The 16,616-nt window shown below is 50.2% G+C and carries 13 protein-coding genes; 10 read left to right on the forward strand and 3 right to left on the reverse strand.

The annotated features are described in order from the left end of the window. The first annotated feature begins 686 nt into the window (after window positions 1–686). On the forward strand, window positions 687–2,060 hold the full coding sequence (locus tag JWG39_RS05400) for an ATP-binding cassette domain-containing protein (protein WP_205218362.1): 1,374 nt from the start codon (window positions 687–689) through the stop codon (window positions 2,058–2,060). Between the two features lie 424 nt (window positions 2,061–2,484). Here JWG39_RS05400 and JWG39_RS05405 read toward each other — a convergent pair whose 3' ends face one another. Further along, the gene (locus JWG39_RS05405; RefSeq protein WP_205218363.1) at window positions 2,485–2,739 is read right to left on the reverse strand and encodes a hypothetical protein; all 255 of its coding nucleotides are present in this window, start codon (window positions 2,737–2,739) and stop codon (window positions 2,485–2,487) included. A gap of 740 nt (window positions 2,740–3,479) precedes the next feature. Next, window positions 3,480–5,231, reverse strand: coding sequence for an SLC13 family permease (locus JWG39_RS05410; protein WP_205218364.1), 1,752 nt, complete (start codon window positions 5,229–5,231; stop codon window positions 3,480–3,482). 369 nt (window positions 5,232–5,600) lie between these two features. On the opposite strand from JWG39_RS05410, the gene JWG39_RS05415 reads away from it, so the two are divergent. The 6 genes from JWG39_RS05415 to JWG39_RS05440 all read left to right on the forward strand — a co-directional run bounded on the left by JWG39_RS05415 (window position 5,601) and on the right by JWG39_RS05440 (window position 12,312). After that, window positions 5,601–5,951, forward strand: a complete 351-nt coding sequence (locus tag JWG39_RS05415; protein ID WP_205218365.1) for a cupin domain-containing protein — start codon at window positions 5,601–5,603, stop codon at window positions 5,949–5,951. Window positions 5,952–5,998: 47 nt separating this feature from the next. Then, a complete protein-coding gene (locus tag JWG39_RS05420) occupies window positions 5,999–6,559 on the forward strand; it encodes a LutC/YkgG family protein (RefSeq protein WP_205218366.1) in 561 nt (186 codons plus the stop codon). A gap of 10 nt (window positions 6,560–6,569) precedes the next feature. Next, window positions 6,570–8,741 carry an L-lactate dehydrogenase (quinone) large subunit LdhH gene (gene ldhH, locus JWG39_RS05425; RefSeq protein ID WP_205218367.1) on the forward strand — a complete coding sequence of 724 codons (2,172 nt, stop codon included), beginning with the start codon at window positions 6,570–6,572 and terminating at the stop codon, window positions 8,739–8,741. A 396-nt stretch (window positions 8,742–9,137) separates the two neighbouring features. Then, a complete protein-coding gene (hslO, locus tag JWG39_RS05430) occupies window positions 9,138–10,013 on the forward strand; it encodes an Hsp33 family molecular chaperone HslO (protein WP_205218368.1) in 876 nt (291 codons plus the stop codon). Between the two features lie 212 nt (window positions 10,014–10,225). Continuing rightward, window positions 10,226–11,515: a citrate synthase gene (locus JWG39_RS05435; RefSeq protein WP_205218369.1), complete on the forward strand. Its 1,290-nt coding sequence runs from the start codon at window positions 10,226–10,228 to the stop codon at window positions 11,513–11,515. A gap of 401 nt (window positions 11,516–11,916) precedes the next feature. Beyond that, window positions 11,917–12,312: an iron-sulfur cluster assembly scaffold protein gene (locus tag JWG39_RS05440; RefSeq protein ID WP_205218370.1), complete on the forward strand. Its 396-nt coding sequence runs from the start codon at window positions 11,917–11,919 to the stop codon at window positions 12,310–12,312. A 50-nt stretch (window positions 12,313–12,362) separates the two neighbouring features. Here JWG39_RS05440 and JWG39_RS05445 read toward each other — a convergent pair whose 3' ends face one another. Then, window positions 12,363–12,860 carry a dihydrofolate reductase gene (locus JWG39_RS05445; protein ID WP_205218371.1) on the reverse strand — a complete coding sequence of 166 codons (498 nt, stop codon included), beginning with the start codon at window positions 12,858–12,860 and terminating at the stop codon, window positions 12,363–12,365. Window positions 12,861–13,155: 295 nt separating this feature from the next. Here JWG39_RS05445 and JWG39_RS05450 point away from each other — a divergent pair, with 295 nt between their 5' ends. The 3 genes from JWG39_RS05450 to JWG39_RS05460 all read left to right on the forward strand — a co-directional run bounded on the left by JWG39_RS05450 (window position 13,156) and on the right by JWG39_RS05460 (window position 16,561). After that, window positions 13,156–14,439: a hypothetical protein gene (locus JWG39_RS05450; RefSeq protein ID WP_205218372.1), complete on the forward strand. Its 1,284-nt coding sequence runs from the start codon at window positions 13,156–13,158 to the stop codon at window positions 14,437–14,439. A gap of 75 nt (window positions 14,440–14,514) precedes the next feature. Beyond that, window positions 14,515–15,762 (forward strand): zinc ribbon domain-containing protein, encoded by a 1,248-nt coding sequence (locus tag JWG39_RS05455; RefSeq protein ID WP_205218373.1) that lies wholly within the window; start codon window positions 14,515–14,517, stop codon window positions 15,760–15,762. Window positions 15,763–16,093: 331 nt separating this feature from the next. Next, window positions 16,094–16,561: an NfeD family protein gene (locus JWG39_RS05460; protein ID WP_205218374.1), complete on the forward strand. Its 468-nt coding sequence runs from the start codon at window positions 16,094–16,096 to the stop codon at window positions 16,559–16,561. Window positions 16,562–16,616 lie beyond the last annotated feature (55 nt).

Here is a 16,616-nt window from a genome sequence, read left to right on the forward strand (position 1 = left end):
TTGATCGAAGCGGTGGTGCATTGACCAAGGCCTGCTTTGTTGGTTTGAGTAAGTGTGTTTGTGATGGGACAGCATATCGCCGGGAGCGAAAAGTTACAAAATCCATCGTAACCTCCTTAGAAGATTAGTCTTTTAAGGAGGGCAAACTCGGAATTTCACTTATTTGTCAAGAAAAAAACTTCTCCTTGTAATTTATTTTTTCTACATGCAAAATCTTAACCGGACACTACTGGTAATAATTCGTGTTTATCCGTGGTTTACCAAGAGCATGAGAACAGCCCCTGCTCCAGATGGATCGATAAGCAGAAACAATACATTGCCACAATACTCATGTAGTTTGCTACCACGGAAAACACGGAAGGACACGGAAAACATCAATTACCTCAAAGCAACCACAAGGGCATTCTCTTATGGTTTTTTCAGTAATAATTCGTGTTTATTCGTGTCCATTCGTGGTTCCTTTTGTCGTTTGTAACCACGAATGGATAAACAGGATGCAAAACGGGTTACAACTTAATAGGAATGGTATTACATCTTGTATTGGCGGATTCAAAGGCAGGGACGGGAAAGGGAGAAAGGAAAAAGCAAAAGATTTTCACGAAGTTGCTTTTCTGGTCAATACAAAAATGTAAATGGTATAATTACCTGCCGAATGAATAAAATACTGAAAAGAGAGTGCTGTCCTCATGATTATTGAAAATTTTTCTCATCCCGGGCTGAGTTTCAACCATTTTGCGCCTCAGTGCGGAGAAAGCTGGTGCATTCAGGGAGGAAACCGTTCCGGTGCAGAGGTGCTGTTGCACCTCTTCAGTGGAGACCTTGAAGAGTATTCCGTTTCGCGGCTGGAATTGCCGGAGATGGGCATCCTCAGTTTCCGTCGTCAGCAGGAGATGTTTGAGGAAGAGTTGCGGAATGATGACAGCGATTTCATGAATAAGCTTGATCCCGGGACCCTCGTCCGAAAATTTCTCCCTGACTGGGAACAGCATCTTCCACTTTTACAGGCGCTGGATATGGAGCGTTGTCTCAATACCGGCTACCGCCAGCTCAGTTCCGGGCAGAATCGCAAGCTGATTCTGCTTATGGAGGTTCTTGGCGGGGCGGAGGTTCTCGTATTACAGAATCCCTATGACGGGCTGGATGACGAGAGTCGCAGGGTGCTTGATGAGACACTGCAGGCGGTCATCGGAGAAGGACGCGGGGTATTTATCTTTGTGAGCGCGAGGGTGGATGTGCCGGAATGGTGCAGTCATCTTGCGGTGATTGAGGGTGGCGGGATGGTGGCTGCCGGTGAGATGACTGCTGCCCGCAGTGCCATCGTTACCGGAGAAAAGGTGGTGGGAGAAGCTGCACCGGAGTTTATCGGGGCCGCAGAGGATGGCGAAGAGCTGATATCCCTCGTGGATGGTTTTGCCGGTTATGGCGGGAAAGCCCTCTTCACCGGATTGAACCTTACCGTGTGCAGTGGCGACCACACCCTCGTCACCGGTCACAACGGCTGTGGAAAATCAACTCTTCTTGATATCCTCACCGGTGACAATCCCAAATGCTACAGCAATGAGCTGCGTATCTTCGGCAAAAAGCGGGGCAGCGGCGAGTCTATCTGGGAGATAAAGAAGCAGATGGGCATTGTCTCCCCTGCGCTCCACCGCAGCCACCACGGGGTGGGAACGGCGCTGCATGTGGTACTCTCCGGGTTGTATGACTCCATTGGTCTCTATACCCGGGCGACCCGCCGGGAACATGAAACCGCCCGCCGCTGGCTTGCCTGGGCCGGGCTGGCGGACGTGGCGGATCTTCCCTTTTCTCAGCTCAGTTATGGTGAACAGAGGTTGACCCTCATTGCCAGAGCACTGGTGAAGGGACCGAAGCTGTTGATGCTTGATGAGCCGACCCAGGGGCTGGATGACGACAATCGCGAACTGCTGCTGCAGTTTCTCGAGAAGGCTGCAGAGGAAAAGCTTTCCACGCTTTTCTATATCAGTCACCGGCAGGACGAGTTCCGCCCGTTTTTCCACCAGAGGGTTCGTCTTGAAGAGTATGAAGTCGGAAAGAAGTAGAGGGAGAAGGGAGAAAGGAGAAAGGAGACGGGAGACAGGGAAAAGCAAAAGACGGAACAGCGAAAAACTTTTTGCCAACGAATAAAAGCTCGAAACATGCGAATAAAGGCAAAAAACTTTAAAAAAGATTTAAAAATTAAACAGAGAATTGCTGTTATTCTATCTTTACTCTTTGCGTTCTCTGGTTAATACAAAGTGTAAATGGTATAAGACAATTTTTTACCGCGAAGAACGCGAAGGAAGGAAAAAATCTTTTCGCTGTTCTGTCTTTCATAAGAACACCTTCAGCCGTTTCATCCCACAACGAATGTTATCGAGTTTTGTTGTCTTGCTTTTTCCTGCCTCCTTTCTCCTGTCTCCTTTTTCTCTTTGTCCACGCAGTCGCGTTCTCTGGTCAGTAAAAAATGTAATTGGTATGCTGCCCTTATTTCACAAGCATTTCTTCAATGGAAGAAGGTGTTGACTCAAGGCCGAAACCGTCGCTGTCCTTTGTGCTGGAATTGGCTTCGGTCAGGGCAGCGATGCCGATGGAAAGAAGACTGGTGAAAAAGAGAATGTAGATAATGTATTTCATTTTTACTCTGCGATGTAATTGTAGTCCGGCGGGCTTATCCCTGCCGATGGTTCGCCGTATTCTACGGGGATATTCTGAAATATCAAGGATTACCAGGAACTTCAAGGTGCCTGTTGCAACTTCTCAAAAAGTTCTGGAAAAAACAAAGACAAGAAGGGAGACAGGAGACGGGAGACGGGAGACAGGAAAAAGCAAAAGACAAAGAATTTCACCGCGAAGGACACGAAGAACGCGAAGAGTAAAGATATAATACCATTCCTATTAAGTTATGCCTCGTTTAAGGAGGTCCAATCCCGGTTGTATCTGCTCTTAATAATTCTGGAAATTGCTACCAGTTTATTCCACCAATGGTTGTGTCATTCCACCGTTATCGTTACGTTTACCGTCACCGTGTAGACAAGGCATGTCTTGTCTCTACATCATTGCTGGAATCACTGTTGTGCCAATTTTTCACCAATGATGATGAATGCCACCGTTCTCACCATTGCGATTACTTTTACATCCTGTTTATCCATTCGTAATCACCCCAAAATATGTCCACGCAGTTGCGTTCTCTAGTCAATACAAAATGTAAATGGTATACATGGTTCATCGACCAAAGTAACATAGTTAAACTGTAACTATCTGTTTTTATTTTACTTTTCGCTTTCCTTCGCGTTCTTTGCGTTCTTCGCGGTAAAAAATTGTCTTTCCGCCTTTTGCTTTTCCCTTTCTCCCGTCTCCCGTCTCCTGCCTCCCTTTTCTCCCCTTTTCTCCCCTTTTCCGTTGGTTCCGCAGTGAACAGAAAAAGCCCCGCCGGAAAAACCGGCGGGGCTTTTTTGTGCTTCTTCTGTGGGAACCTCTTTTTACATCTGGGCGGTTACCCAGGCGGGGATAACTCCGAAATCAATCCCAAAGGTTGGTACTACAATGAGGTAGGTGAGGAGAACCGTGAGGAAAATTCCGATGATATTCAAGCCGAAACCACTGCGTACCATCTGCGGAATGGTAACATAACCCGAGCCGAAAATAATGGCGTTTGGCGGGGTTGCTACCGGCAGCATGAAGGCGCAGGAGGAGGCGACGGCTGCCGGAACAATCAGCAGGAGCGGATTTTGTCCAAGACCAATGGCTACCGCCGAGAGGATCGGCATGATCATTGCTGAGGTAGCGGTATTGGAGGTAAGCTCGGTAAGGAAGATAATCAGTGTGGTAACGGCAAAAATGAGCACCAGGATCGGTGCAGCCTCAAGCAGACTGACCTGTGAACCGATCCACACCGCCAGTCCGGTTACGTTGAAGCCGGCCGCCATGGAGAGACCGCCACCGAAGAGAATAAGCACTCCCCAGGGCATTTTCTGTGCCCAGTGCCAGTTCATGACAAAAATATTCTTTTTCAGGTCGAGCGGAATGAGAAAGAGGATAAGGGCACCGGTCATGCCAATGGCCGCGTCAGTTACCATTTTGGGATCGAAAAGGCCGAGGGCCCCCAGCTTTGCCCGGAAAATCCAGCCAAGAGCTGTGAGACCGAAGACGATGGCAGTGGCGATTTCACCAGAGCTCATTGCTCCCATATCTTTGAGCTCCTGATTGATGAGGTTGCGTCCTCCAGGAACCTTTTTCAATTTCATCGGGTTGATGATTTTCGTCAGCCATAACCAGCAGATGGGCAGAAAGATAACCACCAGCGGGATACCAACCTTCATCCACCCGGCAAAGCTGATCTCATAGCCATAGGTCTTCTGCAGGTATCCGGCAAGGACGGTGTTCGGCGGGGTGCCGATGAGAGTAGCGATGCCGCCGATGGAGGCGGCGTAGGCGATGCCGAGCATCAGGTTGAGGCCGAAGGCGAAACGCTCCGGTGAAAAGTCTATTTCTTTATCCAGTCCGGCTCGTTTTCCCTCCGCGACTACGTGGGCGATAATGGCGAGACCGATGGGCATCATCATAACGGTGGTAGCTGTGTTGGAGACAAAGGCGGAGAGCACGGCTGTGGCGACCATAAAACCAAAAATCAGTCTTCCAGGTGAGAATCCCACTACTTTTACGATATTCATGGCGATGCGGCGATGGAGGTTCCAGCGCTGCATCGCGAGGGCGATAATAAAGCCGCCCATGAAGAGAAAAATGAGGTGCGATGCATAGGGGGCTGTGGCTTGTTTGGTCCCCATGATTCCGAGCAGCGGAAAGGCGGTGATGGGAATCAGTGAGGTGGCGGGGATGGGAATTGCCTCTCCCATCCACCAGACGGCCATCAACAGTGCTACGGCGGCCATTCGCTGGGCGGGGATGGACATGCCTTCCGGAGTGGGGAGGAAAATCATGAGCAGAAACAGCGCCGGTCCAAGAATAAGGCTTACCCTCTGTCGCAGGGTATATCTCCTTGGACCTTCTTCATTCATGCCATCGGGACTGCTTTTTAACCGGCCGGTGTGTTCCGCCGGGGCAGAAGAAATTTCTTCTGAGAACTGTGCATTTTTTTCCTGTTCTTCGCCAGTTTCGCTTTTCTGATTCTTGATATAGTGCTGCACCATGCTTTTCGGTCGGAACAGAACCAGCGCTTTGGTCTCATCGTGCCAGTTCCAGAGGCGGTTCCACAACATTGTTGCGTTTGTCATCAGGTCTCCTTACAGGTTGTTTGATGGATTCTCTTTCTGAATGGCAGGGATGTCGATTGTGTACATCACGCCGAAATTACAGAAAGAAAACCGTACCATTGAGCATCTCTCTGAGCAAATATATTGAATCTTATAAACAAATATATTGAATCAAAATACCTGAATTATTGATATGGGTCAAACGAGAAATGAGCATGCTATGGTTCCATAAAAAACCTGAAAAGCATAGGGCTATTACGTGTTCAATGGCGTTTTTTTTGTTTTTTTTTGTGAATTCGAGGTATGAAAAATGGTCCAATCGTTGTCTTGCATGCACTTTAAAGGTGAAAAAAAAATATCGTTAACAGCTAAAAAAAAAGAGGAAGGAAAATGAAAATCATCAAATACACAGAAATCGAGCCGGTTTTGATAAACAACGAATCTGCAAAGGCGGTGAAGGGGAGGGTGCTTATCGGGAAGGATGACGGTGCCGATCACTTTTGCATGCGGGTGTTTACTCTTGGACCTGATGGCTTTACACCACGTCACAGTCATGAATGGGAGCATGAGATTTTTGTTCACGCCGGCAGCGGCAAGATCTTCCTTGACGGAGAATGGCAGGAGGTTGCAGCCGGTACAGCGATCTTTGTTCCCGGGGGCGAGGTGCATCAGCTGATGAACACCACTAACGAAGAATTCGTTTTTATCTGTCTCATCCCCGCAGGTGTCCCGGAGCTTTGATACCCAAAAATATAGAATGAGTTTCCTATTAATTCAGGAGGTTGAAAATGTTTGAGGAATTAAAATCGCTTTATATGGAAAAGGCGACCCTGGTGGGATGTGAAGTTGTTGCACTGCAGGATCTCAAAGAGGCTGCAAAATATATTAAAGAAAAAACTGAAGGACCTCTGCTTGTGCCCGACTCAACGCTTTGCACCAGGTTCGGGCTGAAGTCTCTGCTGCAGGATACCGGAGTGACTCTCCATGAAGGCAGTTTTCGCGAGGCTGGTCACCTGCCTGCGGGGGGGGTCACCTTCAGTAATTTTGCCATTGGCGAGAGTGGTACGATTGTGCTCGATTCAACCCCGGAAGAGGTTCGGCTGGCGACCACCATTCCTGAGAAATATTTTGTTATTGTTGACCCCGTCACCATCGTTGCCGACGGACTTGGCGCTGTGGAGGCGATGACCGCCCTGCACAGCGGCCACGAGCCTCGCTATGTCGCCTATATCAGCGGGCCGAGCCGTACCGCTGATATTGAGCGGGTGCTGACCATCGGCGCCCACGGTCCGCGTGAGGTACATGTGTTGTTGATAGAGGGAATTTCGAGCGATTTCATGGAAAATTGAGGAGAGCGGAATGAATGATATGAGTTTCAAGGAAAATGTTGAGAAGGCACTTGCCAACACCCGACTGAGTGAGACACTCCATACCTTCGGTGACGGTTACCTCGTTGCCCGGGAAAAGGCGTTTGCCGGCCTCGATTTTCAGGCCATGCGCGAAGAGCTTGGAGCAATCAAGGATGACGTGCGGGTAAACCGGAAGGCGCTGCTTGCCGAATTCATCAAAAATGCCGAGGCAGCCGGTTCCACGGTCTTTATTGCGAAGGATACGAAAGAGGCCAACGATTATGTTGCCAGTCTTGCCCGGAAGAAGGGCGCGAAGACGATTGCCAAATCAAAATCAATGGTCTCTGAAGAGGCACACTTCAACAGGGCAATGGCTGCTGCGGGAATTGAGTCTGTAGAGACAGACCTTGGTGAGTGGATTCTTCAGCTCGCCGGGCAGCGTCCGAGTCACCTTGTCATGCCTGCCATCCACCTGGTGAAAGAGGAGGTCTCCGCCCTTTTCTCCAAAGATGCCGGCAAGACACTGGCACCGGAAATCAAACCGCTGGTCGAATATTCCCGCAAACGACTGCGTGACGAATATTTCCGTGCCGACATAGGTCTCACCGGGGCAAATTTCCTCGTTGCCAACACCGGAGGTATCGGACTGGTGACCAATGAGGGGAACGCCCGACTTTGTTCCACTTTGCCGAAGGTCCACGTGGTTTTTGCCGGTATTCACAAACTGGTGCGCAACATGGAAGATGCCATCAAGATAACCCGCCTGCTGCCGCGCAATGCCACTGCTCAGTTGCTCACCTCCTATATAACGTGGATTCGAGGAGCTGTTCCCTGCGATGGGGGAACGAAGGAGCAGCACATCGTTCTCATTGACGGCGGCCGCAGCACCCTCTATGAATCAGAGGCCTGCCGTGATGCCCTGCGCTGTATCCAGTGCGGTGCCTGTGCCAATGTCTGCCCGGTCTACCAGACCGTCGGTGGCCATGTCTTTGGATCTGTCTATATCTCCGCCATTGGTGTCATCCTCACCGCCTTTTACGAGGGGCTGGAGAAGGCTGAACCCCTTGTCCGCGCCTGTATCGGCTGTCGTTCCTGTTCTGCGGTCTGTCCGGTAAATATCGACCTTGAGGAAATTATCCTCAAACTGCGTCACGAGGTGACTGAGAAATACGGTATGGGCACGGTCAAAAACGTTGCCTTCAGGGCGGTAATGAAGAATCGCAACCTCTTCCACACCATGATCAAGGCGGCTTCCAGGCTGCAGGGACCGGTAACGCAGAAGGGGAGTTCACCTTCTGAGCGTCGGGTTATCCGACACCTGCCGATGCACTTCATGGAGAAAGATATCACCGGCTGGCGGGATTTGCCGGCCATTGCTCCCAGATCCTTCCGTGATCTCTTTAAGACCCTTGAACAAAAGGTAAAAAATCCTATCTGCACAGTCGGCTTCTTTGTTGGCTGCGGCGGGGACTTTGTTTATCCCGAGGTCGGGGTGAAGATGGTGAAAGTGCTCAATCGTCTCGGGGTAAAAGTCGTCTTCCCGCAGGGGCAGAACTGCTGTGGGATTCCGGCCCTGTATTCCGGTGATACTGAGACCGGGAAAGATCTGGCGCGGCAGAGCGTAAAGGCTTTTTGCGACGTGGATGTAGACTATATCCTCTCCATTTGTCCTACCTGTACGATGGGTGTGAGGCGTGATTTCGCTGAACGGCTGAAAGATGAACCGGAATGGGCGGAGAAGGCGAAGGTCATTGGTGCGAAGGTTCTCGACGCTTCCGCTTTTCTGGAAAATGTACTGCACGCTTCTGAAAAACTGAAGGCGATGAATCTGCAGGGCAGCGAGGCTGTAACCTATCACGACTCCTGCCATCTCAAGCGGGGCAGTGGCGTTTTCGCGGAGCCGCGGGCACTGCTCGAAAGTGCCGGCTATACCGTCAAAGAGATGGCGAACTCCGACCGCTGCTGCGGATTCGGTGGTACCTACTCCTTCCTCACCCATCCGCAGATCTCGAAACAGATTACTGCTGACAAGGTGGAAAATATCCGCAACACCGCTGTGAAAACGGTGGCAGTGGACTGTCCCGGCTGTATGATGATGATCGGTGGAGCGCTGGGCAAGCAGGATGAAACGATACGCTGTGTTCACACTATGGAATTGCTTGCCGATTCTTTTGGAGTATAATACCATTCCTCTTAAGTTGTGACCTTACCCAATGCCATTTTCACTTTCTATTGGCGAATGTAAAGGCAGGGGGACGGGAAACAGGAGAAAGGAGACGGGAGACAGGGAAAGCAAAAGACGGAACAGCGAAAAACTTTTTGCCAAAGGAAAGCTCTAAACATGCGAATAAAGGCAAAAGATTTTGAAGTACAGGGGGAAATTTAGCGCAGGTATATTATATCATTTACACTTTGTATTAACCAGAGAACGCGACTGCGTAGACATCTTTTTTGGTGATGACGAATGAGTAATAATTCGTGTTTATTCGTGTCCATTCGTGGTTCCTTTTGCAGTTTGTAACCACGAATGGATAAACAGGATACAAAACGGGGCATAACGTAACAGGAATGGCATAAGATGGTAGACTGTATAGAGAGGGTCATCGCCGAAAATGGACGATTTTTCGGCGTGGCCTGCAATACCACGGAACTGGTAAATGAGGGGTGTCGGCGTCACGACGTCGGCCCCCTCGCCGCGGCAGCTCTGGGGCGGGCACTGACTGGTGCGGCGCTGCTTGCCGCCCTGATGAAGGACGGCCAGAGTCTGCTGCTCAGGTTTGAGGGCAACGGTCCGCTGAAGAAGATCCTTGCTGAGGCGGGCTATGACGGCTGGGTGCGCGGCTTTGTCGCTGAGCCCCATGCCGAGCTTCCACTGATCGGCGGAGAGCTTGATGTGGCGGGTGGTGTGGGCCACGCGGGAGTGTTGACGGTGACGAAAACCATTTCCGTCAGCCAAATCTATCCCGGGACCATTCCGCTGCGGAGCAGTACGATTGGTGAGGATATTGCGTGGTATCTTGCGCAGTCCGAGCAGACGCCTTCTACGGTTGGGGTTACGGTTTCCCTGTTGCCGGACGGGACTGTGGCGGCTGCGGGGGGCTTTCTTATTCAGTCACTGCCACCGGCAGAGGACGCACATCTCTCCAGCCTTGAAAAAGGAATTTCCGCACTACCGCCGCTCTCGACCCTGCTGGCTGGCAGTGTGGCTCCCGGGGAGATTCTTTCGCGTATTTTCAAGGCGGTTCCCCACCGGACAATTCACCACAAAGAACTGCAGTATCAATGCAACTGCTCCCATACGAAAATGGAGGGAGCTCTCCTCTCCCTCGGCCGGGACGATTTGCGCAAACTTGCTACGGAGCGTGATACCTGTGAAGTGCGCTGTGAGTTCTGCCGCCAGAAGTATATCTTTACGGCGGAAGAACTTTTGCAACTCGCGAATTTGATCAATTGACATCCCTTGAAATGTGAGTTGCATACTCCTGGAGAGAAACCTTCAAAATAAAGGTTTCTCTCCTTTTTTGTAATCTTTTCCTCTCGTTCCTGTTTGCCCTTTCCCCAACGCTCTGATATAATAAGGAGTTTCAGACAGCTCAGGTCGGAGTACCATTCCGGAGAGCCCTTTCTCTTTCGAACCATAATTATTCAGGACACAGGAGTTTGACCATGGACGAGATAGCGACGATTACCATTGATGGTAAAAGTTACAATTTTGAAACGTTTGTTGGAACTGAAGGGGAACGGTGCATTGATATTCAGCATCTTCGCGACGTCACCGGCTGCATAACCCTCGATCCTGGCTTCGGCAGTACCGGTTCCTGCCTTTCCAATATTACCTTCGTGGACGGGGCCAACGGTATTTTACGCTACCGGGGCTACCCCATTGAGGAGCTTGCTGAGCGCGCCAGTTTTGTTGAGGTCGCGTATCTCATCCTTTATGGAGAGCTTCCCAACCGTACCCAGCTGCTCAATTTCCGCAACCAGATCCGGGTACATGCGCCGATTCATACCAATCTTGAGCACCATTTTTCCGGACTTCCACATACCGCGCCGCCGATGGCGATCCTCTCGGCAATGCTGAACCTTGTTTCCTGCTTTCATCCTGAGGTCCTCGAGGTGCCGACAACTGGAGAAGAGTTTGGCCAGACCGCAAGTCTGCTGCTCTCCAAGGTGCGGACCGTTGCTGCCTTTGCCTACCGTACGGCGAGCGGCAAGCCGATCAACCAGCCGAATCCCAACCTTACCTACTGTGGTAATTTTCTGCATATGATGTTCTCTGATCCCTATGTGGAGTACAAAGTGTCGCCGATTATCGACAAGGCAATCAACCTCTTCCTTATCCTTCATGCCGACCATGAGCAGAACTGCTCAACCACCACAGTGCGGGTCGTGGGCAGCTCCCGCGCCAATCTCTTCAGTTCGGTAGCCGCCGGAGTGAGTGCGCTGATGGGACCGCTGCACGGCGGGGCAAATGTGGCGGTAATTGAAATGCTTCAGGATATCAAACGCTCTGGCAAGCCGCTTCAGTACTACATTGACCGCGCCAAAGATAAAAAAGATGAGTTTCGATTGATGGGCTTCGGCCACAGGGTCTATAAAAACTTCGACCCGCGGGCGCGTATCCTGAAAAAACATGTAGATGAGGTTCTCGGTGCCCTCAATCTCAAGGATGAGCTGCTCGATATTGCCAAAGAGCTGGAGGAACATACCCTGAAGGATCAATATTTCATTGAGCGCAACCTCTACCCCAATGTCGATTTCTATTCAGGCCTGCTTCTGCGTGTCATCGGTATTCCGCTCAACATGTACACTGTGCTGTTTGCCATCGGCCGTATGCCGGGCTGGATCTCTCACTGGAAGGAAATGCATGATCATCAACAGCGGATCTCCCGTCCGAGACAAATCTATACTGGACCGATTCTACGGCATTTTCAGCAAATTTCAGACCGACTCTGATTTTCGGGTGCGGAGTTGCGGGGTGGGTGGTATCGTATAGATTCATTTGTAATGTAATATATAGTAGAACGTTATAAGGATACTTTTACTACAAGAATACTATCTTAAACGGTTGTATTTATACATAAAACATGCATAATGAAAATTGAAAGCAAAAGGAACCTGCAATCCCTATAATTCGTGTAAACTGTTGTACTACAGCAGCCATGGATATTGTAGCTCGGTAGAGTCTATCGAGTACATACGTGGAGAATCTTTTAAAATTCGGTTTTATCGAAGATCTTTAAGGATTTATAGAAACGTATAATTTCCTATAGTAGATAATAATTTACTATTAGATTCAAGACTATCGTTACGGAATACTTATACACGAACACTATTTGAAATATTGGAGGTGGGTTATGGGAATTCTACAAAACTTCATCCCGCAGCATTCAGATCATTTCCAGAAAATGGTCGCCCGTACTGAGCGTTACGGGAAACTGGAAGAACCGGATGGTTATGGTACCCGGACCGGAGATTGCGGGGATACGGTGGAGATGTTTATTGCTGTACAGGACGGCTGTCTGCAGCAGGTAAATTTCTGCATTGACGGCTGTAACAACACTATGGCTGCTGCCAATACGGTTTCCCTTTTGATGGAGGGCCGCAATCCTGATGACGGCTGGGCGCTTACTCCCGAGAAAGTGGCTGACTATCTTGTAACTCTGCCGCCGAATCATTTCCACTGCGCTGAACTGGCGGTTGGTGCCTTCTATAACGCTTTGAACGATTATAATACGCGCCAGAAAAAATAAGGGTACCTTGACTCTGCACCCTGCTTTTCTCAGGCAGGGTGTTTTCCTTTTCACTTCCCTTCTCTGTGTTCTCCCTTCCGTCGATATTCTATTACCGTAAAGTCTTCCCGACCGGTAAATACCTTTCGGCGTACCTCGATAAAATTCTCTTCAAAGGGCGGAAAGAAGACATCTCCTTCTACTTCACGGCTGAGCAGTGTCAGCCGGAGGAAATCTGCCACGGCGAGTGCTTCTGCAAAAACCTGTGCTCCGCCGATGATAAAGGCTCGCTTACAGTTATCTTTTTCAAGAAGGGTGACTGCCTCCGCCAGTGATGCCGCACATTCTGCTCCTGCGGCGGAAAACGTGCTGTTCCGGGTGAGGACGATGTGTCTCCGTCCGGGGAGAATACCGGGCAGGGAGTCAAAAGTCTTTCGTCCCATAATCATTGGGGAGCCCATGGTGACCTTCTTGAACAGTTGCAACTCCTCCGGGATATGCCAGGGAAGGGTGTTGTTGCGGCCGATGGTACGGTTTGCGGCCATGGCGGCGATGATAATTTTTTCCATGATGCCTTGTCAGGAAGTTTATGAAAATTGATACTGTTTCGGGTACCTTTCTTTTTGCAATGTTTCATAATATGCAGAGTTTCGGTATAATACCAGTGTTCTCAGTGTTTTTTCTGTGAAAGAGTACATTTTTTTACCAGGCAGGGGTTTTCTTGATAATATAAATTTCATAATTTTTTGACTGTAACAAAGAAGATGGGCGATTATTTAATGTTCCCTGTAATTTGTGCACTGGAACAGTCCTGAGAGAGAAACCCAAAGATGAATAAAGGTTCCCCTATATCTGGAGGTTATCATGAAAATTACCTGTCCCTGTTGCCATCTGAGCGGGGTGGTTGAGGATTCCTTCGTCGGTCGCCGGGTGAAATGCCCGAAATGTAAGGCCCGCTTCAAGGTTTCCCCTCCCGAGCTGGACACACCGGATCTCACCGAATGGGTGAAGACCGTTTCTGTGAGCTGCCCGAACTGCGGGACAGAAGGGAGTGTCGACTCCAGTTTCCTCGGGCGCAGAGTGAGCTGCCCGCAATGCCACTGGCTCTTTACCGCTGAGTCTGATGCTGCCCCTGCGGTTGATTCACCGGAGAATTTCGGATTTGCCGATACCCCGGCGGATTCCTTCGAAGAGATTAATCTGAGAACTTCCCTGGAAGAACCCCCTGCGGCGGAGAGGCTGCTGACCGGGGCAAAATCTTTTCCAGCTGCCACACTTCCCGACGAGATCCTTTTCACGAAATCTGTCCCGACGGACGGGAGTGATCTTAAGGAAGAAGATGTTTTTCGTGAAGTCCTGCCGGAACATGGTCAGGGTGATGAATTTATTGCTTCACCAGCTGATCGTGCCGCGATGGAAGACAGCACCTTTGAAGATGAGCCGGAAGAGGCCGAAGTGGATGACAGCTGGACTATTGCATGGGCACTTGGCCGTGCCTGGCGGCGGACACGGGGATTCAAACTGGTGTTTTTCCTGGAGGGAGTGGCTCTTGCGCTGTCGATGTTTCTTGGTAATGTTATAACTATGATTGTGCAGAGTGTCTCGGGTCTTGACAGTGCTGTTGATCCTGCTTTTTTTGCGGCCGATTCTCAGATTGGTTTGATGCCTGCTCTCGGACTGGTGTTTGTTTCTTTTCTTTTCGCAATGGTGAACATCGCACTGATTGGAGGCATGGTTTACACCGGCGTACGGGCTGCGGCGGGAGATTCTGCTTCTTTCTCCATGGCTGGTCACGGCTTCAGGAATCTCCTGCAACTTTTTCTCGCCGTGATGGTGATGGCTCTCCTGTCCAGTATTGGCTATGCCTTCTTCGTACTGCCTGGACTCTACCTCAGTGTGGCATGGTCGATGACCATCCCCCTTCTTGTTGATCAACGCCTCGGTATCTGGGAGGCGATGGAGATGTCCCGTAAAATGGTTACCCGTCACTGGTTCAAGATCTTTCTCCTGATGATGATCATCATGCCGGTGCTGGTTGCAGTCTCTGCTATTCCCTTTGGAATTGGACTCATTTGGACGATCCCGATGTTTTTTGTCTTGACCGGGGTGGTTTACCAGACACTGTATGGAGACAGGGTGCTGCGCTGAGAGCGTCTGGTCTTTTTTACATTTCTTAGAGAGGCTGCTCTGGCAGCCCTCTGTTTTTCAGCGTTGAGAAAAAATATGAAAATGGAATGCCCGTACTGCGGGGCGAAAGGGACGGCGGATGATTCGCTGCAGGGAAAAACCGTGCGCTGCGGAAAATGCGGCAAGTCTTTTATTGCGAAGGCGACGTCTGAAGCCGCAACCTTTACCACGGAGGAGAAAATATCGGTCTCTTGTCCATTCTGCGGGAAAAGCGGCCAGATGGACAGTTCTCTGCGCGGGCGAAGTGTGACCTGCCCCGCCTGCGGCAGATCTTTTATTGTCGGGGAGGAGAAGGCAGCCGCTGGCGTCGGGGCAGCTGCACCGCCTCCACTCCAGAGTGTACAGCCCGAAGAAGATTCTGGATATGCCGATGAGACGTGGAAGAGAGATCCGCACCCGCTGGTGGTGGATTTTGATACAGAGAGCCTGATTCGTTCCGAACCGAACCTTGCCGTGTGGGAGGTTATCTCTGAGACGGTGCGTGTTGGCTTTTCCAGAAATTATTTCTGGGTTGCCATCGTCTGCGCAATGCTGCTTGGCCTCTTCAGCGGGGTGGCGCAGGTTCTCAGCGGGATGTTCTGTGGAATATTCGTGCTGCTGCTGCAGGCGTTGTCGCTTCCCGATTTTCCGGTTACCTTTGCAGAATATCTTGTCCTCAGTGGTTTTGGCGGTATGCTTTTCGCCGGACTTGTCTGGCTTGCCATTCTTCATCTGCGTGGAGAAGTCCCACAAATAAAAATGTGTCTGCACGGCTTTGCAGGCTACTGCCGCTGGGAGTTATTCAAGGCGCAGATAGTTGGCACCTGTCTCATCTTTCTTGGATTCATGCTGTTTATAATCCCGGGTTTCTATCTGTTGCTCGGCTACTTTTTTGTCCTGCCACTGGTGGTAGATCACGGTGTCGGTTACTGGGAATCCCTTGAGATTTCACGTAAAGCGGTGCATCGTTCCTTCGCGCCCTTCAGTGTCATTGTCAGTCTCTTTTATCTCCCAATGCTGCTTCCTGTGCTGATCGCCTTCGGTCCACTGACACGGGCTTTTACCGGTCTGGTGGCGATGGAGAAAACAAACCCGCAGGCCTTCAACGGTCCTGATGGAATGGATCCGCAACTGGTCTGGTCGATGCTGAAGCCGGAGATGGGAACGCTGAGCTTTGCGCTGCTGGTTTTTATTCTCTTTTCCATGCTCTATGCAGCTCTTGCCCCTGCCTTCAAAGCAGTCCTCTATAAAAGACTCTTCTTCTCCCGGGAAGAACGGGAAGAACGGGAAGAAAATGGTTTATAGAGCAGCCTGTAATACCATTTCCACTTTGTATTGGCGGATTTAAAGGTAGTGGGACGGGAAAAGGGAGAAAGGAGACGGGAGACAGGAGGCAGGAAAAAGCAAAAGATTTCCGTAGAGATGATCGATTTGGGCGTCTCCAGCACAACGGACGTTTCTACAATGAGATCAATTTTACCTCATGTTTATTCATTCGTAATCTGCAAAAAAGATTTATGTTCAAGCAGTTGCGTTCTCTGGTCAGTAAAAAATGTGATTGGTATAATCTGTTTCTGCGTTATTTGAAGAGTGCGGATGAGAGAAAAGAACCCTGAATTTTAACGGAGAGTAATCCATGATTGACTACCCCGGCCTCTACTGGTTGATAATTGGTGTGACCCTCGGACTGCTGGAACTGGCTGTGCCCGGACTGGTGCTTTTTTTCTTTGCTGTGGGATCCCTGATTACCGCACTGATTACCACCTTCTTTCCACAACTGGCCATCGTCTGGCAACTGCTGATTTTTATTATCACCTCGCTGGCCTTTCTCGCCCTGTTGCGGGGGGTGCTGATGCGGCGATTCTTTGCCCCCTCAGAATTGGATGCAGACTCCATGGACAGTGGTGAGGATGTGGTGCATGCGAAACCAGGGGCTCATGCCACCGTCACTCTTGCCATCAATCCACCGGCAACCGGACAGATAAAATATGGCGGCACCTTCTGGGGTGCCACGGCGGCCGTCCCTGTTGAGGTGGGAAGTGTGGTCTCCATCATCAGACAGAAAAATCTCGTTATGGAAGTGGAACCTCTGCAGAACTCCTGAACCTCTGCAGGCCTCTGCGCGGGTGAAATGTTCTGTAAACTCACAACTCTCGAAA

It is taken from the genome of Desulforhopalus vacuolatus (assembly GCF_016918505.1).
GTDB classification, from domain to species: domain Bacteria; phylum Desulfobacterota; class Desulfobulbia; order Desulfobulbales; family Desulfocapsaceae; genus Desulforhopalus; species Desulforhopalus vacuolatus.

Bases quoted from the DNA above. Each gene is read 5' to 3' on its own strand.
- JWG39_RS05400 (WP_205218362.1), top strand. From the start codon at position 687: ATGATTATTGAAAATTTTTCTCATCCCGGGCTGAGTTTCAACCATTTT.
- JWG39_RS05410 (WP_205218364.1), bottom strand. From the start codon at position 5,231: ATGACAAACGCAACAATGTTGTGGAACCGCCTCTGGAACTGGCACGAT.
- JWG39_RS05415 (WP_205218365.1), top strand. From the start codon at position 5,601: ATGAAAATCATCAAATACACAGAAATCGAGCCGGTTTTGATAAACAAC.
- JWG39_RS05420 (WP_205218366.1), top strand. From the start codon at position 5,999: ATGTTTGAGGAATTAAAATCGCTTTATATGGAAAAGGCGACCCTGGTG.
- ldhH (WP_205218367.1), top strand. From the start codon at position 6,570: ATGAATGATATGAGTTTCAAGGAAAATGTTGAGAAGGCACTTGCCAAC.
- hslO (WP_205218368.1), top strand. From the start codon at position 9,138: ATGGTAGACTGTATAGAGAGGGTCATCGCCGAAAATGGACGATTTTTC.
- JWG39_RS05435 (WP_205218369.1), top strand. From the start codon at position 10,226: ATGGACGAGATAGCGACGATTACCATTGATGGTAAAAGTTACAATTTT.
- JWG39_RS05440 (WP_205218370.1), top strand. From the start codon at position 11,917: ATGGGAATTCTACAAAACTTCATCCCGCAGCATTCAGATCATTTCCAG.
- JWG39_RS05445 (WP_205218371.1), bottom strand. From the start codon at position 12,860: ATGGAAAAAATTATCATCGCCGCCATGGCCGCAAACCGTACCATCGGC.
- JWG39_RS05450 (WP_205218372.1), top strand. From the start codon at position 13,156: ATGAAAATTACCTGTCCCTGTTGCCATCTGAGCGGGGTGGTTGAGGAT.
- JWG39_RS05455 (WP_205218373.1), top strand. From the start codon at position 14,515: ATGAAAATGGAATGCCCGTACTGCGGGGCGAAAGGGACGGCGGATGAT.
- JWG39_RS05460 (WP_205218374.1), top strand. From the start codon at position 16,094: ATGATTGACTACCCCGGCCTCTACTGGTTGATAATTGGTGTGACCCTC.